At 47.8% G+C, this 21,386-nt stretch carries 19 protein-coding genes; all 19 read left to right on the top strand.

The genetic code is table 11. From position 1 onward, the window contains the following. Positions 1–59: 59 nt before the first annotated feature. Complete coding sequence (locus tag TOI97_RS00370) at positions 60–962, top strand: VOC family protein (protein WP_321552147.1); 903 nt, start codon at positions 60–62, stop codon at positions 960–962. Further along, complete coding sequence (locus TOI97_RS00365) at positions 959–1,837, top strand: CoA transferase subunit A (protein WP_321552146.1); 879 nt, start codon at positions 959–961, stop codon at positions 1,835–1,837. The genes TOI97_RS00370 and TOI97_RS00365 overlap by 4 nt, the downstream gene beginning before the upstream one ends. Positions 1,838–1,848: 11 nt before the next feature. Further along, a complete protein-coding gene (locus TOI97_RS00360; protein ID WP_321552145.1) occupies positions 1,849–2,661 on the top strand; it encodes a CoA-transferase subunit beta in 813 nt (270 codons plus the stop codon). Next, on the top strand, positions 2,658–3,569 hold the full coding sequence (locus tag TOI97_RS00355; RefSeq protein ID WP_321552144.1) for an enoyl-CoA hydratase: 912 nt from the start codon (positions 2,658–2,660) through the stop codon (positions 3,567–3,569). The genes TOI97_RS00360 and TOI97_RS00355 overlap by 4 nt, the downstream gene beginning before the upstream one ends. Further along, positions 3,566–4,657 (top strand): NAD(P)H-dependent flavin oxidoreductase, encoded by a 1,092-nt coding sequence (locus TOI97_RS00350; protein ID WP_321552143.1) that lies wholly within the window; start codon positions 3,566–3,568, stop codon positions 4,655–4,657. The genes TOI97_RS00355 and TOI97_RS00350 overlap by 4 nt, the downstream gene beginning before the upstream one ends. A 14-nt stretch (positions 4,658–4,671) precedes the next feature. Then, positions 4,672–5,439 (top strand): enoyl-CoA hydratase family protein, encoded by a 768-nt coding sequence (locus TOI97_RS00345; protein WP_321552142.1) that lies wholly within the window; start codon positions 4,672–4,674, stop codon positions 5,437–5,439. Positions 5,440–5,462: 23 nt separating this feature from the next. Beyond that, positions 5,463–6,629 (top strand): acyl-CoA dehydrogenase, encoded by a 1,167-nt coding sequence (locus TOI97_RS00340; RefSeq protein WP_321552141.1) that lies wholly within the window; start codon positions 5,463–5,465, stop codon positions 6,627–6,629. An 11-nt stretch (positions 6,630–6,640) separates the two neighbouring features. Beyond that, positions 6,641–7,699 carry an acyl-CoA dehydrogenase family protein gene (locus TOI97_RS00335; RefSeq protein WP_321552140.1) on the top strand — a complete coding sequence of 353 codons (1,059 nt, stop codon included), beginning with the start codon at positions 6,641–6,643 and terminating at the stop codon, positions 7,697–7,699. A 4-nt stretch (positions 7,700–7,703) separates the two neighbouring features. Beyond that, positions 7,704–8,858: an acetyl-CoA C-acetyltransferase gene (locus TOI97_RS00330; RefSeq protein ID WP_321552139.1), complete on the top strand. Its 1,155-nt coding sequence runs from the start codon at positions 7,704–7,706 to the stop codon at positions 8,856–8,858. Between the two features lie 22 nt (positions 8,859–8,880). Then, positions 8,881–9,765, top strand: coding sequence for an SDR family oxidoreductase (locus TOI97_RS00325; protein WP_321552138.1), 885 nt, complete (start codon positions 8,881–8,883; stop codon positions 9,763–9,765). A 13-nt stretch (positions 9,766–9,778) separates the two neighbouring features. Next, a complete protein-coding gene (locus TOI97_RS00320) occupies positions 9,779–10,969 on the top strand; it encodes an acyl-CoA dehydrogenase family protein (RefSeq protein ID WP_321552137.1) in 1,191 nt (396 codons plus the stop codon). After that, positions 10,969–12,153, top strand: a complete 1,185-nt coding sequence (locus TOI97_RS00315) for an acyl-CoA dehydrogenase family protein (RefSeq protein WP_321552136.1) — start codon at positions 10,969–10,971, stop codon at positions 12,151–12,153. Before TOI97_RS00320 ends, TOI97_RS00315 begins: the two co-directional genes overlap by 1 nt. Positions 12,154–12,155: 2 nt before the next feature. Then, a complete protein-coding gene (locus TOI97_RS00310) occupies positions 12,156–12,953 on the top strand; it encodes an SDR family oxidoreductase (RefSeq protein WP_321552135.1) in 798 nt (265 codons plus the stop codon). Between the two features lie 26 nt (positions 12,954–12,979). Then, positions 12,980–13,441, top strand: coding sequence for a MaoC family dehydratase (locus TOI97_RS00305; RefSeq protein WP_321552134.1), 462 nt, complete (start codon positions 12,980–12,982; stop codon positions 13,439–13,441). A gap of 18 nt (positions 13,442–13,459) precedes the next feature. Then, positions 13,460–14,665 carry an acetyl-CoA C-acyltransferase gene (locus tag TOI97_RS00300; RefSeq protein ID WP_321552133.1) on the top strand — a complete coding sequence of 402 codons (1,206 nt, stop codon included), beginning with the start codon at positions 13,460–13,462 and terminating at the stop codon, positions 14,663–14,665. Between the two features lie 256 nt (positions 14,666–14,921). After that, positions 14,922–15,896, top strand: a complete 975-nt coding sequence (locus TOI97_RS00295) for a WD40/YVTN/BNR-like repeat-containing protein (protein ID WP_321552132.1) — start codon at positions 14,922–14,924, stop codon at positions 15,894–15,896. Positions 15,897–15,905: 9 nt separating this feature from the next. Further along, positions 15,906–18,311, top strand: coding sequence for an efflux RND transporter permease subunit (locus TOI97_RS00290; RefSeq protein WP_321552131.1), 2,406 nt, complete (start codon positions 15,906–15,908; stop codon positions 18,309–18,311). Positions 18,312–18,426: 115 nt separating this feature from the next. After that, positions 18,427–19,671, top strand: a complete 1,245-nt coding sequence (locus TOI97_RS00285; protein ID WP_321552130.1) for a helix-turn-helix transcriptional regulator — start codon at positions 18,427–18,429, stop codon at positions 19,669–19,671. Positions 19,672–19,781: 110 nt separating this feature from the next. After that, positions 19,782–21,356 carry a FadD3 family acyl-CoA ligase gene (locus TOI97_RS00280; protein ID WP_321552129.1) on the top strand — a complete coding sequence of 525 codons (1,575 nt, stop codon included), beginning with the start codon at positions 19,782–19,784 and terminating at the stop codon, positions 21,354–21,356. Positions 21,357–21,386: the final 30 nt, after the last annotated feature.

Below are 21,386 nucleotides of genomic sequence, written 5' to 3'. Positions count from 1 at the left end.
GCGTTCACGCAATAATTCAAAACAGTCCTAAAACCAAGTGTATCAGGGGAATTAATACAATGAGTACGGTTCAATCATTGAGTTACATCGTCACTCAGGTTCAGAGTCTTGAGTCCTGGCGCCACTATGCAGAAGAAGTGCTGGGCATGATGACGTCCGTTGCCGCAGATGGCATGTTGCGCATCAAAATGGATGAGCGTCCTTTCCGTATCTTGGTGCAAGAAGGTGCTGAAGATGTGTATGTGACGTCTGGTTGGGAAATGGCTAATGAAGATGATTTTAACGCCATGTTGGAGCGCCTTGATGCACACAGTATCGCCTACGAGCTAGGTGATCGTGAACTCTGTGCGGCGCGTGGTGTACAAGCAATTGCATCATTGGCTGATCCGGCCGGAAACCGTCATGAGCTGAGCTGGGGGCATGTTTCAGATTGTCAGCCGTTTGTATCCCCGCAAGGTGTACCGCGCTTTATAACGGGTGATATGGGGCTGGGTCATACCGTATTGCCTGCACCAAATTTTGATGAGTGTGCGGCTTTCTATCGTGATGTTTTGGGTTTCCGCAACTCAGATATTTTTAACTTCCGTCCAGAGCCGTCAGCAGCACCGACTCGTATCCATTTTATGCACTGTGGTAATGCTCGCCACCATAGCTTGGCAATTGCTGAATACGATGTGCCTAGCAAATGCATCCATATGATGGTTGAAGTGGAAAACATGACTGAAGTGGGGCGCGCTCATGATCGTCGCGAAGCCCATGGCGTGCCTTTGTCAGCGACATTGGGACAGCATTTGAACGACAAAATGACATCGTTTTATATGAAAACGCCATCCGGTTTTGACTTGGAGTATGGCTGGGGTGGTTTAGAGATCGACAGAGAAAACCACACCGTTTTTGAATTTAATCGTGTAAGCGTCTGGGGTCACGACTTCAGTGTTGGCCAGCAAGGAGAAACAGAATGAATAAGCAAATGACATCTGCAGAAGCGGTTGCTCACCTTAGAGATGGCATGACAATCGGTTTTGGTGGTTGGGGTCCGCGTCGTAAGCCGATGGCCATTGTGCGAGAGATTTTGCGCAGTGATGTAAAAGACCTGACCGTAGTGGCTTACGGTGGCCCAGAAGTCGGCATGCTGTGTGCTGCTGGAAAAGTCAAAAAGTTGATCTTTGGTTTTGCAACTTTGGATGCTATTCCGTTGGAGCCTTATTTCCGCAAGATGCGTCAGGCCGGTAACTTAGCCAATGTTATGGAGTTGGATGAGGGCTTATTTCAACTGGGTCTAAAAGCTGCAGGTATGCGCATGCCATTTTTGCCAGCTCGTGCTGGTTTAGCAACCGACGTGTTAACGCATAACCCTGAATTGAAAACTATTCGTTCACCTTATGCCGATGGTGAAGAAGTCTTAGCGATGCCGGCTCTTTATTTGGACGTGGCTTTTGTGCACGTGAATCGTGCTGATCGACTGGGTAATACTTTAGTTACAGGTAATGATGCTTATTTTGACCACCACATGGTGCGTGCTGCTAAGCAGGCATTTGTATCGGCAGAGGTTGTAGAAGAAAAGTTTGCTTTAACTAAAGAAGAAGCACGTTTTAACACCTTTGAGCGCTCATTGGTGACTGGTGTGATTGAGGCGCCTTTTGGTGCGCACCCAACTCTGTGCAGTCCGAATTACGGCTGGGATATGAAGCATTTGCAAGAGTATAGCAACAGCGCAAAAGAAGATGATGGCTGGGATACCTACTTTGATAAGTATGTGAAGTGCAGTGAAGAAGAGTACCGCGAAAAGAACGGCGGTGACGCACATTTAGCCTCCATTCCAGTGCCATCATTCTAAGGAGTTATGATATGTCGACCCAAAATTTCAGTCTTGCAGAACTTATGATTGTGGCCGCTTCAGAAGCTTTCCGTGATAACGGTGAAGTATTGGCTTCAGGCTTAGGAATTATCCCACGCTTAGCTGCAAGTCTAGCCAAAATGACCCACTCGCCAGAGCTGTTGATGACAGATAGTGAGGCATTCTTAGTTGAAGAGCCGATCCCAGTGGGCCCACGTGGTGATTACGAGCCAAAATATTCTGGTTATATGCCTTTTGAGCGTATTTTTGACAACGTTTTCCGTGGTCAACGTCATGCCATGGTAGGCCCCATCCAGATTGACCGCTGGGCACAAAACAATCTGTCAATTATCGGTGATGATTACAGTAAGCCAAAAGTCGCCATGCTAGGTGTGCGTGGCTTGCCAGGCAACAGTATCAACCATAAAAACTCCTTCTTCGTGCCAAATCACAGTAAGCGTGTGTTTGTTGAGGGTGAGGTGGACATGGTGTCCAGTGTTGGTTTTAAGGACGAGCGCTGGAGTGAGCACATGCGCCGCGACACTATGAGCGTTGGTCTGACCATTACGGATTTGTGTGTGATGGACTTCAATGGTCCGAATAATGCCGCTCGAGTGCTGTCTTTACACCCAGGTGTGAGCTTCGAGCATGTGCAGAATAATACTGGTTTCCCATTGCTGAAAGCAGAAGGCATGAAAGAAACTGCGGCACCTACAGAAGAGCAGCTACAACTGATTGCTCAATTGGATCCGCACAATTTGCGTGCTAAGCAGCTAAAAGGAAACCCAGCTGGTATTCGTACTCCAGAGCAGGTTGAAGCATGAGTGATTTAGACAAATTAACACCTCGTGTCGATGAGTCTGTATACGAAACTGATGAGCCTGTTTTGTATCGTGTGGAGGATGGCATTGCCATCCTCACCATGACACGGCCTAAGTACAACAACGTCCAGAACTCACAAATGACTTACGCTTTGGATGAGTGCTTTAGTCGCGCTATGAGTGATGATGATGTCAAAGTCATCATGTTAACTGCGACGGGCAAGCACTTTTCTGCAGGGCATGACATTGGTACACCAGGCCGTGATGTAAATAAGACCTTCGAGCGGAAAAGTTTATGGTGGGATCATACCAATAAGCCAGGTGGTGAATTCCTTTACGCCCGTGAGCAAGAAGTGTATCTCAACATGTGTCGTCGCTGGCGCGAAATGCCTAAACCTACGATTGCTGTGGTGCAGGGTGGCTGTATCGCTGGTGGTCTAATGTTGGCATGGGTCTGTGATTTTATTGTGGCGAGTGATGATGCGTTTTTCCAAGATCCAGTTGTGCGAATGGGAATTCCAGGTGTTGAGTATTTTGCTCATGCATTTGAAATGCATCCGCGCATTGCCAAAGAGTTCCTCATGCTAGGTGATCGTATGCCTGCGGCACGAGCATATGAGCTCGGTATGGTCAATCGTGTTGTACCGCGTGACGAGCTTCAAGATGCAGCGCTGAAAATGGCGCAGCGTATCGCAACTCAGCCACGCATGGGACTAGCGTTGACTAAGCAAGCCATTAATCACATCGAAGATTTGCAAGGTAAACGCACAGGTATGGATGCAGCATTTGCTTGGCATCACTTTGCTCATGTGCATAACGAACAAGTTTCAGGTGACAAATTAGCAGGCTTTGATGGTAAAGCGATGGCCGCTAAGAATAAGGCTGAGGCGTCAGCTGGAGATAAGTCATGACATTACCGCGTACTCGACTCACTGATGCCTTAGGTTGCCGTTATCCGATTGTGCAAACTGCAATGGGCTGGGTATCTGATTCTAATTTGGTCATAGCAACAACAAAAGCGGGTGGTTTTGGCTTTTTGGCAGGTGCGACGATCGATGCCGCAGACTTAGAAGGCGAAATTAAGCGCGTTATTGAGAGTACCGGTGGAAGCAACTTTGGCCTGAACTTCCATATGTTCCAAGAAAATGCAGCGCAATGTATTGATTTGGCAATCAAGTACCGATTGAAAGCTGTTAGCTATGGTCGTGGACCGAATAAAGAAACTATTGCACGTTTTAAAGAAGCGGGAGTGCTGTGTATCCCTACTGTTGGTGCGCTCAAGCATGCACTTAAAGCCATTGAGCTGGGTGCAGACATGATTACTATTCAGGGCGCTGAAGGGGGTGGGCATACAGGCGGTGTGCCGAGCACTATCTTACTGCCTCAAGTGCTTGATGCCGTGAGTGTTCCTGTGATTGCAGCCGGTGGTTATTCAACAGGCCGCGGGTTGGCTTCTGCTTTAGCAGCAGGTGCAGAAGGTATCGCCATGGGCACACGCTTCATGATGACTTCTGATTCACCTACGCCAAAGCGCACTTTAGAACGTTATTTAAGCACCAAGGATGCCCAACAAATTCGCGTTACTTTAGCTGTGGACGGTATGCGTCACCGCATGATTGATAACGAATTTATCAAGCAGTTGGAGTCTGCCGGTCCGATTGGTCGTTTGTGGATTGCCTTACGTAGTGCGCGTAAGTGGAAGGCACATACGGGCATGAGTACTGGACACATGATTAAGACCTTTTTTAGCGCAATTAAAGATGATCCATCGGCAATGTCGCAAGTCGTTATGGCTGCGAATCAACCAGTTTTATTACAGCGCTCCATGGTTGAGGGTTTTCCTGCTGAAGGCATTTTGCCAAGTGGTCAAGTGGCTGCAGCGATCGACAACTTGCCGAGCTGTGCTGAATTAATTGAAAGCATTGTGCATGAAGCGGAGCAGTGCCTCGAGCGATTGCAGGCTCGCTGTGTTCCCCCAACCGATATTGAATCCGAGTAAGCAGGAGTTCCATTATGAGCACCCCAAGTAGTTCTGCATTTACAACTGAAATTAAAGATGGCATCGCTGAGTTGGTGCTATGTAAACCTCCCGTTAACGCATTGAACAGTGATGAGTGGCTGGCGTTGGCACAGGGTATCGATACTTTGGGTGCCAATGAGGACGTACGCGTCATTATTATCCGTGCTGAAGGTCGTGGTTTTTGTGCCGGGGTAGATATTAAAGAGTTAGATGCAAACCCTGATCTTATTGTGCGTGTTAACGCGGGCAACTATGCCACTTTCCGTGCGGTGCACTTGAGTCCTGTACCTGTCATTGTAGCTGTGCATGGCTATGTATTAGGTGGTGGTATTGGTATCACAGGTGCTGCTGACATTGTCGTGGCATCTGAGTGTGCCAGCTTTGCTCTACCAGAAGTAGACCGTGGTGCTATGGGCGGTGGGGCTCATTTGCAGCGTCTTTTCCCTGTTCAAAAAGTACGTCATATGTTTTTTACAGGTGAAGCCGTAAGCGCACCTGATGCGATGCAGTATGGCTTTATTGAGCGCTTGGTACCTAAAGATGAGCTGCCAGCAGCTGCCCGTGAAATCGCGGCAAAGATTGCTGCAAAAAGTGGTGCAATGATTCGTATTGCTAAAGAGGCGCTCAACGGCATCGAGGATGGTGATTTAGAAAAGAAATATCGTTGGGAACAAGGCTTTACCCTTGAGGCTTACACCACCGCAGATTCAGCCGAAACCCGTCGTGCATTTGTTGAGAAACGCGAAGCCCGTTTTGACTAAGGCTTCCGCAGGAGAAAACTGCCATGCAATTACAATTTACTGATAAGCAGAATGCATTCCGGCTCGAAGTGCGGGAATGGCTGGCAAAGAATGTGCCAGAGCAACCGTTGAAAAGTTATGACACCCGAGAAGGTTTTGAAGAGCACCGTCGTTGGGAGGCCAAGTTGTATGAAAGCCGCCTTTCTATGGTGATGTGGCCTGAACACCTGGGTGGTCGTGGTTGTGACCTGATCGAGTGGTTGATTTTTGAAGAAGAGTACTACGCTGCTGGCGCACCGATGCGAGTGAACCACAATGGACAGCTATTACTTGGCCCAACTTTGATGGAGTTTGGTACTGAAGCGCAAAAAGAGCGTTTTTTACCACGAATTGCATCCAGTGAAGATATGTGGGCGCAAGGTTGGTCGGAGCCGGATGCCGGTTCAGATATGGCCGCGATCCGCAGTCGTGCAATTCGAGATGGAGACGAGTTTGTTATTAATGGCCAGAAAACTTGGTCAACCCGTGCCAGTTATGCTGACTGGGTGTTTGGGTTATTCCGTACTGACCCTGACAGCAAGCGTCACCATGGTTTGAGTTATTTGATGGTGCCACTGGATACCCCAGGTGTAACAGTGCGCCCCATTAAAGCACTCAACGGTAAAGAAGCTTTTGCTGAAGTGTTTTTTGATGATGTACGTATTCCTGTGGCCAACTGCATTGGTGAAATTGGCCAAGGTTGGTCTGTAGCAATGGCTACTGCTGGTTTTGAGCGTGGTTTATTGCTGCGCTCACCGGCTCGCTTCCAGGCAACAGTGCAGCGTTTAGTGGATCTATACCGCAAGTATGCTGCTGAACATGGTGAAAACGGTCGTTTGCGTGATGCTGTGATTGATTGCTGGATGGGTGCTGAAGCGTATGCGCACTCGGCTTACCATACTGTGGGCTTGATTAATAAAGGTGCAAAGATTGGTGCAGAGTCGAGTATCAACAAAATCATTTGGTCTGAGTTGGATTTGAAAATGCATGAGGCGGCCATGGAGATGTTGGGTGCCTATGCCGAGTTACAGCCAGGCTCACCGGATGTGATTGATGCGGGCAACTGGTTAGAGGGTTTCTTATTTGCTCAGGCTGGCCCTATTTATGCCGGTACTAATGAAATTCAACGCAACATTATTGCCGAGCGCTTGCTCGAGATGCCGCGCGGTTAAGGGGACAGATCATGGATTTTACATTTACTGAAGATCAACTGGCCTTTAAAGAGGCAATCAGCCGTTTTTTAATGACTGAAGCGCCTCCTGAAATGCTGCGTGACATCTGGGAAACAGAGGAAGGTCGCTCACCTGAACTGCACCGCAGTATTGCTGCGCAAGGCTTGACTGCGTTATCGGTACCTGAAGCACAGGGTGGTTTAGGTATGGATGATATTGCGTGGTCGTTATTAACTCAAGAGTTGGGCTACTACGCGATTCCCGACTCAATGGTAGACACTGCATATGTTGCAGCAGGTTTATTAACAGCTCTGCCTGATTCTGTTGTGCAGCGTAACGACATGCTGGAGCAGGTTGCTGCGGGTGAAATGCGGATCGCAGTTGCGCACAGTATTAACCCTTTAGCGGCAGATGTGCACTTAGCTGATCAAGTGATTGTTGAACACCAAGGTGAAGTGCATTTTTTGTCTCGTGATGAAATTGAGCAAGTGAACAACATCAGCATTGATAGTTCACGTCGTTTGAGCAAAATCAGCTTTAGTGCTAGCGACAGTAGCCGTGCTTTAGATGCGCAGGCAGGTCAAGCTGTTTGGGGTGAGACCCTTAATCGAGGCGCTTTGGCTGTTGCTGGGCAAAGCTTAGGTTTGGCACAGCGCATGTTGGACTTGTCGGTTGACTACGCTGTACAGCGTAAACAATTCGGTAAACCAATCGGCAGCTTCCAAGCCGTTAAGCACAAGATGGCTGATGTGGTCAGTGGTATTGAGTTTGCCAAGCCTGCTTTGTACCGCGCTGCATATGCTTTGGTGCACGGTGATCCTCGTGCAGACTTGCATGTTTCCCACGCTAAGTTGGCCTGTACAGAAGCTGCATTAGTGGCTGCGCGTCATGGTATCCAAGTGCATGGTGCGATGGGTTATACCTGGGAAGCTGACTTGCAGATGTTTATGAAGCGCGCTTGGGCCCTGAATGCTTCTTGGGGTACCCGTGAATTCCACCGCCAACGTATTGCTAACGACATTTTTGCCGATGGCGCTGCAGTTGGTCCTCGCTACACTTTTGGAGAGTAATACCATGGCTGAAGCCTATATTGTTGACGTTTTACGTACCCCTACAGGTCGACGTAAAGGTGGCTTATCTCATGTGCATGCCATTGATTTGGGTGCACATGTGTTGAAAGCACTGGTTGAGCGTAATGGTATTCCAGATGATGAATACGATGACGTGATCTTCGGTTGTGTTGATACGGTTGGCTCGCAAGCTGGCGATATTGCACGCACAAGCTGGTTAGCGGCAGGTTTAGCACTAAACGTGCCTGGTACTACAGTCGATCGTCAGTGTGGTTCATCACAGCAGGCGTTGCATTTTGCTGCACAAGCCGTGATGAGTGGCACGCAAGATGTGATTGCAGTAGGGGGCGTGCAAACCATGACTCAAATTCCTATTTCGACAGCGATGTTGGCTGGCCAGCCGCTGGGCTTTCCTGACCCGTTCTCTGGTAGTAAAGGCTGGCAGGCACGTTTTGGCAATCAGCCGGTCGATCAGTTCTATGCTGCGCAGCGCATTGCTAGTCATTGGGGCTTAAGCCGTGCTGATATGGAAGCTTTCGCTTTAGAAAGTCATCGTCGTGCCATTGCAGCGATTCAGAGTGGTCGTTTTGCTGATGAAATCGTTCCTTGCGAAGGGCTGTCTGTTGATGAAACACCACGTGAAACCAGCTTAGAAAAGATGGCGACACTGGAGCCAGTGAATCCAGAGTATCCCGATATTACTGCTGCTGTTTCCAGTCAGACATGTGATGCCTCGGCTGCTATGTTGGTGGTTTCTGAAGCTGCGCTTAAGCGTTACAACTTGACGCCGCGTGCACGTATTCATCACCTGAGTGTGCGAGGTGATGACCCCATTTGGCACTTGCGTGCTCCGATTGAAGCGACCCGTGTGGCATTAAAGAAAGCGGGCATGCGTATGGCTGATATTGATCGAGTTGAAATTAACGAAGCTTTTGCTTCTGTTGTCATGGCTTGGCAGAAAGAGCTGGACTATGACCCTGCGCAAACTAACGTAAACGGCGGTGCAATTGCGTTAGGCCATCCCCTGGGTGCAACCGGTGCACGTTTAATGACCACTTTGCTCCATGAGTTGGAACATAGCGGTAAGCGTTATGGCTTACAAACAATGTGTGAAGGCGGTGGTCAGGCGAACGTAACCATTATTGAACGTTTAGGTTAATACCAATAGAAGGATATGTAACATGGGAATTTTAAACGATCGTGTTGTGATTATTACCGGTGCAGGTGGTGGGTTAGGTGCTGCGCATGCGCGTGTTTTAGCAGCAGAAGGCGCCAGTGTTTTAGTGAATGATATTAATCAATCAGCTGCACAAAAAGTTGTAGATGAAATCATTGCTGCAGGTGGTAAGGCTGCGGTGAATACATCAGATATCACCAACTATGAGGACAGTGCACGTGCGGTCCAACAGGCAGTTGATACTTGGGGTGACTTGCACTGTGTCTTGAATAATGCTGGCGTGAACCGTGACCGCATGTTTGCTTCAATGACTGAAGCTGAGTGGGACACCATTATGAGTGTGCACTTGAAAGGCCATTTTTGCATTACTTCACATGCAGTACAGTACTGGCGCAATCAGTCCAAAGAAGGTAAGTCGGTCAATGCTCGCATTATCAACACCACTTCCGGTGCAGGTTTGCAAGGTTCTATTGGTCAGTCGAACTATGCCGCAGCTAAAGCAGGGATCGCGGCACTGACTTTAAACCAAGCCGCTGAGTTGGGCCGGTATGGCATCACGGCTAACGCGGTAGCGCCTGCAGCACGTACAGGTATGACAACTGCTGTTGAGTCGATGGCTGCACGTATGGCCCCGCCTACGGATGGCAGTTTCGATTACTGGGCCCCTGAAAATGTATCGTCCCTATTGGCTTGGTTGGCTGCGGAAGAATCCAGCCATGTCACTGGCCGTGTGTTTGAGTCAGAAGGTGGCAAGATTTCAATTGCAGATGGTTGGCGCTCCACAGAGGGTGTTGATAAAGGTGCGCGTTGGGAGCCTGCAGAGGTTGGAGAAGCAATGAAAACCCTGCTGAGCAAAGAAGTCCCTGCGCAGAAAGTTTACGGAACCTGAGCCCGGAGGCGTCATGGAATTTAGACTTACTGACGAACAATACATGGTTCGTGAAAGTGCGGAAGCTTTTTTAGCTGACGTATCCAGTACGGAACAGGTTCGCAAGGCAATGCTTCAAGCATCCAGTTACGATCCTGACGTCTGGCAAAGGCTCTGTAATGAATTGTACTTGCAGGCAATTACCATTCCGGAAGAGTACGGTGGCTTAGGTATGAGTTATGTCTACCTCGCCATTGTGCTGGAACAAATGGGCCGCAAGCTGTTTTGCTCTCCGTTTCTTGCGACTACTGCATTTGCTACGAATGCTGTGTTGCTCACAGCTTCAGATGAGCAAAAGCAACAGCTTTTACCTGCAATAGCTGAAGGACAGACGGCAACATTAGCTTGGGTTGGACCGCAAGCAGCCCGTTTATCAGGCACTTGGGATGCTGCAGCTATTACAGCAACTTGGCAGGCAACAGACACAGGTTATGTGCTCAATGGTGAATTGAGTTATGTACTGGATGGTGATACGGCTGAGCTGTTAATTATTGCCGCTCGTGAAGCAGGGTCGACAGGTACTGAAGGTATTTCTCTGTTTGCGCTCCCAGCCACCACGGATGGAGTGATGGCGACTTGGACGCCCACCATGGATCAAACACGTCGCCAAGCAAAAATTAAGCTCAGCGCTGTGCAGGTTGAGTCAAACCAGTGCCTTGGTCAAGCGGGTCAGGCTTGGCCTAAGCTAAAGAAGACTTTGGCACTGGCTAAAGTTGCATTGGCAGCAGAGCAGCTAGGTGTTGCCTCCGAGTCTTTAGATTTGGCTGTTGAATATACCTTAGAGCGTGAGCAATTTGGTCGTGCCATTGCGAGTTATCAAGCGATCAAGCATAAAGCTGCGGATATGAAACTGAAAACTGAAGTGGCGCGTTCTGCTGTGTATTACGCTGCGTGTATTGCCAGCGAAGAACTCGACCCACAAGGTGACGCAGTGTTGGCGAGTGAACTGGAAGAAGCTGCAGCAATGGCCAAAGGTTATTGCTCTGATACTGTTTTTTATAACGCGGGTAGCGCACTGCAAATGTTTGGTGGGGTTGGTTTTACTGCTGAGTATGATATCCAACTGTACTTTAAACGCGCCAAAGCCAGTGAGCTTTATCTTGGTAATGGTGCTGCGCAGCGCGAGCTCATTGCAGCCATGTTACTGGACTCGGAGAACGCCTAATGAAACTGACTTTTAGTGCCGAAGACGAACGTTTTCGTGAGGAAATCGCCGGTTGGCTTAAAGAGAATCTGTGTGGTGAATTTGAACACCTCAAGTTTCGTGGTGGTCCAGGTGATGAACATATGTTTCCAGAAGAGCGTAAGCGCTGGGAGCAAAAGTTAGCTGAAGGCAACTGGGTGGGTATTGGTTTACCTCAAGAGTATGGTGGGCGTGGAGCTTCTATTGAACAGCAAGTTATTTTTGCTGAAGAGTATGCTCGCGCTGGTGCACCAGGCCGTATTGGTCATATTGGTGAAGGTTTAACAGCACCCACTTTGATTGCGTTTGGTTCGCAAGAGCAAAAAGAAAAGTACTTGCCAGGTATTCTTAAAGGTACTGAGTTTTGGTGTCAGGGGTATTCAGAACCGTCTGCGGGCTCGGATCTAGCGAACGTACGCACTCGTGCGGTACAGGATCCAACTACAGGGCAGTGGCGAATCACTGGGCAGAAGATTTGGACATCCTTAGCTCACGAGTCTGACTGGTGTTTTGTGATTGCGCGGACAGATCCGGATTCTGTTGCACACCGTGGTTTAGGCTTCTTTTTAGTCAAAATGGATCAGCCGCAAATCACTGTTTGTCCGATTGAGCAGCTCACTGGTACTTCAGAGTTTAATGAAGTGTTTTTTGATGGGGCTGTAGCTGACGATATTGTAGGACAGCCCGGTGAAGGTTGGTCGATTGCAATGGGGTTGCTGGGCTTTGAGCGTGGTGTATCAACTTTGGGACAGCAGATGCAATTCCAAAATGAGCTCAATGAAATTATCCGCATTGCTAAAGAAAACGGTTCAGCACAAGACTCAGTGATTCGTCAACGTATTGCGGAAGCCCATACAGGCTTACGTTTGATGCGTTATAACGCGATGCGCATGTTGTCACAAGATGAGCGTAGTGGGCCAGATAGTTCAGCTTTAGTTTATAAATTGCACTGGTCAACTTGGCACCGACATCTTGGTGCTTTAGCAATGGATGTCTTAGGGCCTGAAGCAGAGATGATAGACAGTGCGCCTTATAACTTAACGCGTTTGCAATCATTGTTCCTGTTTACTCGATCCGACACTATTTATGGTGGTACTAGCCAGATTCAGCGCAATATTATTGCTGAGCGTGGTCTGGGTATGCCCAAAGAAGCAAAAGGCAGATAAAAATGAACGATGTAACCCGTAATCCGGCCTATGTGCCAGGACATGGCCTGTTAAAAGGCCGCTCTGTATTGATCACAGCTGCAGCAGGCGCTGGTATTGGTTTTGCTGCTGCAACGAAGGCGATGGAAGAAGGCTGTCGAGGTATTGTGATCAGTGATGTTCACCAAGGGCGTTTGGAAAAATCTGTCGCGGCTTTAAAAGAACAAAGTGGTTCTGATCAGGTTTGGGGACAGCTATGTAATGTCACCAACGAAGAAGAAGTGCAAGCATTGATTGATTTTGCTGAAGAAAAGCTTGGTGGTGTTGATATCTTGATCAATAACGCGGGCCTTGGTACTACATGCGCACTCTTAGACATGGAAGACAGTGAGTGGAATAAAGTTTTAGATGTAACCCTTAACGGCACTATGCGTATGACACGCTATATGCTCAAAATGATGAAGCAACGTGGTAATGGCGGTGTGATTGTCAATAACGCCTCTGTTTTGGGGTGGCGAGCACAAAAAGAGCAGTCGCACTATGCTGCAGCTAAAGCAGGTGTTATGGCGTTTACACGTTGCACCGCGCTAGAAGCAGCTGAGTTTGGTGTACGCATCAATGCTGTTGCACCTTCGTTGGCTGTGCATCCAATGTTGCGTAAGTCTGCTCCAGAAGAATTGCTTAAAGAACTTGAAAGCCGTGAGGCCTTTGGTCGTGGTGCGGAAGTTTGGGAAGTGGCAAACGTAATGATGTTTTTAGCCAGCGACTATTCTTCTTATATGACCGGTGAAGTGTTGTCAGTGAGTTCGCAGCAAGCATAAGGCTGTTTGAGACGGAGAGCATGACTATGAGTACAGTATTTTCCAACGCAGCCAGTTTAGAGGCTGCAGTGGGGCATTCGTTAGGTGTGACCGATTGGTTGTTGATTGAGCAAGATCGTATTGATCAATTTGCCGATGCAACCGGGGATCATCAGTGGATCCATGTAGATCCTGTCCGAGCTAAAGAGGGGCCTTTTGGTGCAACAGTTGCCCATGGGTATCTCACGCTGTCACTGGTGAATTATTTTTTACCGCAGTTGATGACAGTAGAAAACTTAGCTATGGGTGTGAACTATGGTTGTGATCGCATTCGTTTTCCTGCGCCCGTTGTAGTGGGGTCGCGGATTCGTGGTAGCGGTGAGGTTACAGGTGTTGAAAGCCTCGCCAATGGCGCGGTTCAAGTTGTTGTACGTGTCACTATTGAAATCGAAGGTAGTGATCGCCCTGCGTGCGTGGTGGATACCATCAGCCGCTATACTTTTGCATAAACGACTGGGGAATCTTCCATGAAAGAGGTTGTTATTGTTTCAACAGCGCGTACAGCGCTGACCAAATCATTTCGCGGTTCCTTTAATGATACTGAAGCACCAGTATTGGGTGGCCATGTTATTCGTGCTGTAGTGGAGCGCGCAGGTATTGATCCAGCAGACGTCGATGACGTGATAATGGGAGCTGCGGTACAACAGGGTACACAAGGCTACAATATTGGCCGTTTGTGTGCATATACCGGTGGGTTGCCTAATAGTGTAGCGGGAATGGCTGTGGACCGTATGTGTGCTTCAGGCTTGATGGCAATCAGCGAAGCCGCTAAAGGCATCATGTGTGGTGAGCTAGATGTGGCTATTGGCGGCGGTGTTGAGTCATTGTCACTGACACAGAATAAGCATAAAAATGCTTATCGTGCACGCTCTGAAGCAGTGATGGAAGTCGCACCTGCTGCCTATATACCAATGATTGAAACGGCAGAAATTGTTGCTGAGCGCTACGGTATTACACGTGAAGCTCAGGATGCTTACGCACTGCAGAGTCAGCAGCGTACAGCTGCTGCACAGGAAGCAGGGCTTTTTGATGATGAGATTGTGCCGTTAAAAGCACACATGAAATTATTTGAAAAAGATGGTACTCCAGCAGGCTCTAAAGAAGTGGTTGCTGATCGTGATGAGTGCAATCGTCCGTCTACGACCTTGGAAGGCTTGCAAGGGTTAAAAACTGTCTGGAAGGATGGTGAGTGGGTTGCTGAAGGTAAGCATATTACTGCAGGTAATGCATCACAATTTTCCGATGGTGCTGCGGCCTGTTTATTAATGTCGCGTGAAGAAGCAGACCGCCGTGGGTTAGAGCCTTTAGGTATTTATCGCGGTGTTGCAGTTGCTGGTTGCGATCCTGAAGAGATGGGCATTGGTCCTGTATTTGCGATTCCTAAATTACTGGAGCGTTTTAATCTGAAAGTGGAAGATATTGGGCTTTGGGAAATTAACGAAGCCTTTGCTTCACAAGTGCTGTATTGCCGTGATCATTTAGGAATCGATAACGATAAACTCAACGTCAATGGTGGTGCGATTTCTGTGGGTCATCCATTTGGTATGAGTGGCGCACGTATGGTGGGGCATGCGCTTATTGAAGGTCGTCGCCGTAAGGTTAAATACGTTGTTGTATCAATGTGTATTGGTGGGGGAATGGGAGCTGCGGGCTTATTTGAAATTCCACAGTAAATCATTTTTCTCATAAAAAAAGCCGCCATACTTAGCGTATTGGCGGCTTTTTTTTACCTTGATTTTAGTTCTTTAGTCGTAGGCTTTTGCTCCTGATTTTTTGATTGCGTAACTCTTATTTCTATATAACCCATTTGAACGATGCGTTGATTTTCGATCAGGACGAACATCAGGATAGCCCTTAAGAAATTACAATAAATTGAGGTCCGTGGTTTGGCTTGAAAACCAACGCGAAAACTCTAAGCGGGAGAGTTCCATGTACAGATTAATCAGCTACTCATTTTGCATACTGGTCGCAGCACTTGTTTTATTTGCATTCTCTCCCCGAGACGGCAATGAGGAAGACAGCGAAAATTTTAATGTCCGAAGAGTTCAGTTTAACGACCTTGTTGCTGTGGGTGACAAACTTGTAGCTGTGGGTGAGCGTGGCGCAATTGTTGTCAGTGAAAACAGCGGCCAAGCTTGGAAATTGACTCATGATGATCAGGAGGTTCCTGTGACTCTGACAGACATCACTGCATTGTCGGATGATGTCTTGCTTGCAGTGGGGCATGACAGCCTTATTTTACGTAGCGCTGATGGCGGTATGAGCTGGGAGTTGATTAATCTTGATTCAGAGAGTGGTGAGCCGCTATTAGGCACTTGGAGTGCTGATGGGCAGCATGTTTTTGCTTATGGCAGCTTTGGTAAATTTTACATTTCTGATGATGCTGGCAAGAGTTTTACCCCGCAAGAATTGGATATTTTTGGTGAGCACTTGAGTGCGATGGCGGGTGATTCAGCTGATACGCGGCTTATGGTCGGTGAGATGGGCTTGGTGCTGCGCAGTTTTGACGGTGGTGCATCTTGGGAGCGTTTGGAGCCTTTTTACCAAGGATCTTTATTTGGAGTGGCTCATTTAAATGGTTCGCGCTGGGTGGCTTACGGTATGCGTGGGCACGTGTTCTATAGTGCGAACAATGGCGATACTTGGACGCAAATTGATATTGATAGTGAGCTGCCACTCTATGGCCATGCCGTTTCTGACAGTGGTAAGCAAATGGTGATCGTGGGGACCGGTGGTCTGTTGGTTTCTTTGAATGATCAAGGTCAATTGGTTGATACCAGTCATATCAATGGCTTGGGTACGTTAACTTCTGCGGTGATCTTACCCAATGGCAATGTTGTTGCTGCTGGGCAGCGCGGTGTAATGAAGAGCTTTTACAGTCACGTAACAGCGTGGAACGAATAGGAGAAGATCATGGGTAACCAACAGTCAAAGGTCGAGCGGATGGTTAAGTGGTCTGCAGATACGCTGCTTGCTTGGCGCCGGTCATTATTAGTGTTGTTTGTGTTGATTACATTAGTGTTGGGTTACAGCGCTACGGGGATCCGTTTGGATCCGGGATTTAATAAGCAGATTCCAGTCAACCATCCTTTTATGCAGAACTTTTTGCATTACAGCGATACTTTCTCTGGCGCTAACAATATTCTTGTGAGTGTGCGCTGGAAAGGTGAAGGGGATATTTATAACCCAGAGTTTCTTGATGCGTTGCGTCAAGTCACGGATGAGGTTTTCTTTATTCCAGGGGTGCGCCGTGCCAGTGTGAGCTCTTTATTTACACCTAACACGCGTTATATTGAAGTTACCGAGCAAGGCTATAAGGGTGATGTTGTTGTGCCACCGCACTACAACGGTACCGAGCAGGATTTACAGCAGGTACGCCGTAACACTGAGCGGTCTGGAAAGATCGGTCAGTTGGTTGCTAATGATTTAAGCGCCGCTATGGTTAGTGCTGACTTGCAGGAGTTGAATCCTGAAACAGGTGAGCAAGTGTCTTATATTGATATTTCACGGCACTTGGAAGATATTCGGAAAAACTTTGAAAATGACAACATTGCCATTGATATCGTGGGCTTTTCTAAGCTGACGGGTGACGTGGTTGCGGGTCTAATTGATGTGATGTGGTTTTTCTTAATCGCCTTTGTCATCACTACTATTCTTTTGTGGATGTACACCCGCTCAGTCAAGTTAACCATTGTGTCTTTGATTGTGGCAATGTTGCCGGTAATTTGGCTGTTAGGTTTGCTGCGTTTAATGGGCATGGGTATTGATCCAATGTCTATTTTGGTGCCTTTCTTAATCTTCTCTATTGGTGTTTCTCACGCAGTACAAATGACCAATGCTTGGAAACAGGATGTGCTAGCGGGTAAAACATCTGAGCAAGCAGCGCACTCAGCATTTTGTAAGATTTTCATCCCAGGTGCGTTAGCTTTGTTAATGAACGCGCTAGGCTTTGGGGTCATTATGCTGATCGATATTCCGATTGTGCATGAGCTTGGTGTGACTGCGTGTCTTGGTGTTTTATTGATGATTATCACCAATAAAATGATGTTGCCCATTATTATTTCTCACTTGCAGTTGGAGCGATCTGCGCAGGCTGCAGAGAAAAAAGACGAAGGGGGGCGTCATCGGGTTTGGTGGTTCTTGTCGAACGTTGCACGTCCTAAGATAGCTTTAGTGGTCTTTGCCGTCAGCCTTGTTCTGTTAGTTGGAGGGGCTTGGAAGAGTCGTGATTTAATTGTAGGTGATGTGGGGACAGGTGCACCTGAGTTGCGTGCAGAGTCACGTTATAACTTAGATAATGAAAATATTGTAAATCGTTACTCGGTTGGTTTAGATCTTTTGACTGTGTATGTTGAGACAGCTGCGCCTGATGGTGATGCTTGTTTGGATCCAAATGTGATGCGTGCGGTTGAAAAGCTTGATTTCCATTCGCGTAGCATTCTTGGGGTGCAGTCAGTGGCCAGTGTGGCGGGTATGGGTAAAGTCACCATTGCCGGTAATAACGAAGGTAACCCACGTTGGGCTGCTATTCCAGGTTCAAGCCGTGGTTTACGAGCTGGTTCACAAGCGTATTCCAGTGAACATGGTTTAGTGGTTGAAGGTTGTAAGACCATGCAGGTTGTTCTCTATCTAGCCAATCACCAGGGTGATTTGGTGAGTAAAGTAGTCAGCCGTGTTGAAGAGATCATTGAGAGTATTGATGAGCCAAAAGTTGAGTTTAGATTGGCTGGTGGTAACGTCGGTGTGCAGGCAGCATCTAATGAGGCAGTGAAAAAAGCCGAAGTGCAGATGCACAGTGCTTTGTTGGCTTCAGTTGCTTTGTTTTGCTGGTTGACCTTCCGCTCATTCCGCGCCGTACTATGTATCATCATGCCTTTGGCAGTGGTAGCAACTTTCTGTAATGCGTTAATGGCTTCACTGGGTATTGGTTTGAAGGTTTCAACTTTGCCGGTTTTGGCCTTGGGTGTAGGTGTAGGTGTGGACTACGGGATCTATATCTATGAGCGCTTGCAGCATGAATTGTCTTTAGGTCGCAATTTACGTGAAGCGTTCTATCAGTCTATGTTGCAGCGTGGTACGGCTTCGTTGTTTACGGCAATCACCATGTCAATTGGTGTGGGTACTTGGGCTTTTGCACCACTTAAGTTCCAAGCTGATATGGGGATTTTATTAGCCTTCATGTTCTTGGTGAACGTGTTTGGTGCCATTATTATTCTTCCTGCATTGGCGAGCTGGTTTAATCGCTCTAAGCCGCTTGTTGCTATCAATGAAGAGGCAGTAAAAAGAACGCAAGCGATTGACGCAGCAGGTAAAAAGTGACCTTATCGTCTCAGTGTGTGTACAGCTAACTGAGAAGCAGTTACTCTTAATCATTATAGAGAAAGAATAACTCGATGTTGCCCTTAAGGATGAGGGCACACTATAAGGAGGCACTGTGAAGTCAAATCACTCTATTGAAAAGTCTGTGTTGAGTCATCAAGATATTTCACTGACCGATTACGATCGGTTGGTTTTTGCATTGCATGAAGGCAGCCATGATGATGTGGCTATGACTGCAGCCTTAGACCGACTGCGTGATCAGTTTGATGCTAACTTTGTAACACTGATTTTGCGTATTCCAGGGGTGGATGACATAGGTTTGATGTTGGTGTCGGGTGACCTTGCTGTTCACGGTCAATTAGCCTATGTGAGCTATTATCGAAGTCTTACACCTTTTTCCGGGCAGCAAGTTGATACTGTTTTTACTCAGGGTGATGTCATGTCTGATGAGGAGTGGATTGAGACAGACTATTATCAGTCGTCCTGTAAGCATCAAAATGTATTTCATGTGATGGGGGCTGATATCTCTACTGAGCATGAGGGCACCTTCCGCTTGCGTATCACCCGTCCACGCGCAGGTGGGGCGTTTTCTGAGAAAGATCGTGCATTATGTCAGATGCTGTTGCCGCATATTCGTCGTGCTTTGCACGTGCGCAGTATGTTGGGACGTAGTGAGTCGATGGGGAACTTGTATGCGGATGCAATCAATCGTTTGTCTGTTGCCACTATTTTGCTGAACGATAAAGGGGTTGTGCAAAAGCTGAATGATTATGCGCAAAGCTTATTGGATTCAGCAGATGGTCTTAAATTGGTCGGTGACCGTCTTGAGGCCAGTTACCCCAGTGATAATAAAGAACTACAAAAGCGGATAAAAGAAGCTTTTGAGGCGCGTGAACGGGGTGAGTCTGTTAGCGGTGAATTGTTATCTGTTACGCGCCCTTCAGGTGAAGTCAACCTCGGTATTGTGTTTGAGGCTATTCCTGATACTGGCTGGTTGGATGATAGTGATCGCAGTACGTTATTGCTGTACGTGCGTGATGCAGTGAACAAGTCAACGGTGAGTAGTGAAGTGGCAAAGAAGCTCTTTGATTTCACTCCAGCAGAAACTGCGCTAGCTCTCGAGTTGGCCAATGGCTTGTCATTAGAGGATGCAGCAGAAAAGTTGGGAATTATGCGTAATACGGCACGCGCGCATTTACGTGCTATTTTTTCGAAGACAGGAGTTCGCCGTCAGGCCGAATTAGTGCGCGTGATGCTCAATAGTGTAGTTGCTTTAAGTGGCAATACTGCTAGGTCAGTGAGTAGTGCAGCGACCTTGGTTCCTGGTGAATTGCTGTTGCCTTTAAGGCGAGATGAATGATCTAGAAATCTTTAGCTCTAGTCTACCTTGACGATGAGTGCGCGCGTTGGCTTAGCTACTCTCAAACAATAATAGTAAAGGCTGTTGTGCCAATGAGTAGGATCAATTAGATGAATGTCGATAGCAAAATTGCATGCACCATTCCTGAGTTAATGTTTGCTGGCGCGTCTCAATATGCAGAATACACTGCACTTGAGGCGCCTGGTGTCTCAATCAGTTATGCGGAGTTGCCTGACCGTGTACTGGATATTGCTCGTGGGCTTATGGCCAATGGGGTCCAGACCGGTGATAGAGTCAGTATATGGGCGCCAAACTCTATTGAGTGGGTGTTGGTTGCATTAGCCGTGCATTGTGCTGGCGGCCTCGTTGTACCTATTAATACGCGCATGAAAGGTAATGAGGCTGCTGATATTTTAGAGCGCAGCGGCTCTCGTATCGCCTTTGTCGTGGGTGAGTTTTTAGACGTTGATTACCCAGCGATGTTAGAGGCTTGTCGTCCAAGCGGTTTAGAGCAGGTGATTGTACTTGGCGATAAAACCGACGATGGCCAATTGTCACTGGCTGAATTTATTGCTACTGGGGCGCAGGTTTCCTTGGTTCAAGCACGTGAGCGTGCTGCTTCTATTAAAGCGGATGATCTTTCAGATCTTTTATTCACTTCAGGCACCACGGGTAAGCCAAAGGGTGTGATGAGTGGCCACGGTCAAACTCTGCAGGCTTTTAGAGAGTTTGTGCGTATTTTAGGAATTGAGGCTGGTGATCGTTACTTGGTTGTCAATCCTTTTTTCCATAGCTTTGGCTATAAGGCCGGTTGGCTGACTTGCATGATTGCTGGTGCAACCATTCTGCCGCAGGCGGTTTTTGATGCGGAAGTGATTTTCCGTCGAGTGGAAGAGGAGCGTGTGACCGTTTTGCCGGGGCCACCGACCTTGTATCTATCTATGTTGGCGCATCCGCGCTTAGCTGAGGCTGACTTGAGCAGTTTGCGTGTCGCTGTGACGGGCGCCTCAGCTATTCCGCCTGTATTGATTGAACGCTTGCGTAACGAGTTGGGCTTTGATGTGGTGACGACTGCTTATGGTTTAACTGAATGTGGGGGGTTGGCAACGATTTGCAATCCAAATTCGCCAGCGGCAACTATTGCGAGCACCAGTGGTCGCCCTATTCCAGGGACTGAGCTGCGCATTGCTGATCTGCAAGGCAACGAGATGCCAAGCGGAGAGCCGGGTGAGATTTGTTTGCGTGGCTTCCATGTGATGCAGGGGTACTTTAATGATCCCGATGCGACAGCCGAAACCATCACTGCTGATGGCTGGTTACGTACTGGCGATGTAGGTTATGTGGACGTTGAGGGCAATCTCACGATCACTGACCGATTAAAAGATATGTTTATTGTTGGAGGGTTTAACTGTTACCCCGCTGAGATTGAGGCAGGTTTATTTGAGCATCCAGCCATTGCGCAAGTGGCAGTGATTGGTATACCTGATGAGCGCATGGGGGAGGTCGGTTGTGCTTGTGTGGTGTTGAGGCAAGGCTTTGAGTTGACAGAGCAGCAGCTGATTGATTGGAGTCGCTCGCAAATGGCCAACTATAAAGTGCCACGTCGCGTGGTATTTTTCGCAGATTTGCCGAAAAACGCTTCGAATAAAGTGGATAAATTAGAGTTGCGTCGCAGTGTGGCTTAAGTGTCATTGATATAAATTGATTCCACAAAA

Origin of the sequence: Denitrificimonas halotolerans, from assembly GCF_034259425.1 — a bacterium.
GTDB classification, from domain to species: Bacteria; Pseudomonadota; Gammaproteobacteria; order Pseudomonadales; family Pseudomonadaceae; genus Denitrificimonas; species Denitrificimonas halotolerans.
Note: the sequence above shows the minus strand (reverse complement) of the source record. Positions and strands in the feature narration are given on the sequence as shown.

Excerpts from the sequence above, each read along its gene's own strand:
- TOI97_RS00370 (WP_321552147.1), top strand. The coding sequence starts at position 60 with ATGAGTACGGTTCAATCATTGAGTTACATCGTCACTCAGGTTCAGAGT.
- TOI97_RS00365 (WP_321552146.1), top strand. The coding sequence starts at position 959 with ATGAATAAGCAAATGACATCTGCAGAAGCGGTTGCTCACCTTAGAGAT.
- TOI97_RS00360 (WP_321552145.1), top strand. The coding sequence starts at position 1,849 with ATGTCGACCCAAAATTTCAGTCTTGCAGAACTTATGATTGTGGCCGCT.
- TOI97_RS00355 (WP_321552144.1), top strand. The coding sequence starts at position 2,658 with ATGAGTGATTTAGACAAATTAACACCTCGTGTCGATGAGTCTGTATAC.
- TOI97_RS00350 (WP_321552143.1), top strand. The coding sequence starts at position 3,566 with ATGACATTACCGCGTACTCGACTCACTGATGCCTTAGGTTGCCGTTAT.
- TOI97_RS00345 (WP_321552142.1), top strand. The coding sequence starts at position 4,672 with ATGAGCACCCCAAGTAGTTCTGCATTTACAACTGAAATTAAAGATGGC.
- TOI97_RS00340 (WP_321552141.1), top strand. The coding sequence starts at position 5,463 with ATGCAATTACAATTTACTGATAAGCAGAATGCATTCCGGCTCGAAGTG.
- TOI97_RS00335 (WP_321552140.1), top strand. The coding sequence starts at position 6,641 with ATGGATTTTACATTTACTGAAGATCAACTGGCCTTTAAAGAGGCAATC.
- TOI97_RS00330 (WP_321552139.1), top strand. The coding sequence starts at position 7,704 with ATGGCTGAAGCCTATATTGTTGACGTTTTACGTACCCCTACAGGTCGA.
- TOI97_RS00325 (WP_321552138.1), top strand. The coding sequence starts at position 8,881 with ATGGGAATTTTAAACGATCGTGTTGTGATTATTACCGGTGCAGGTGGT.
- TOI97_RS00320 (WP_321552137.1), top strand. The coding sequence starts at position 9,779 with ATGGAATTTAGACTTACTGACGAACAATACATGGTTCGTGAAAGTGCG.
- TOI97_RS00315 (WP_321552136.1), top strand. The coding sequence starts at position 10,969 with ATGAAACTGACTTTTAGTGCCGAAGACGAACGTTTTCGTGAGGAAATC.
- TOI97_RS00310 (WP_321552135.1), top strand. The coding sequence starts at position 12,156 with ATGAACGATGTAACCCGTAATCCGGCCTATGTGCCAGGACATGGCCTG.
- TOI97_RS00305 (WP_321552134.1), top strand. The coding sequence starts at position 12,980 with ATGAGTACAGTATTTTCCAACGCAGCCAGTTTAGAGGCTGCAGTGGGG.
- TOI97_RS00300 (WP_321552133.1), top strand. The coding sequence starts at position 13,460 with ATGAAAGAGGTTGTTATTGTTTCAACAGCGCGTACAGCGCTGACCAAA.
- TOI97_RS00295 (WP_321552132.1), top strand. The coding sequence starts at position 14,922 with ATGTACAGATTAATCAGCTACTCATTTTGCATACTGGTCGCAGCACTT.
- TOI97_RS00290 (WP_321552131.1), top strand. The coding sequence starts at position 15,906 with ATGGGTAACCAACAGTCAAAGGTCGAGCGGATGGTTAAGTGGTCTGCA.
- TOI97_RS00280 (WP_321552129.1), top strand. The coding sequence starts at position 19,782 with ATGAATGTCGATAGCAAAATTGCATGCACCATTCCTGAGTTAATGTTT.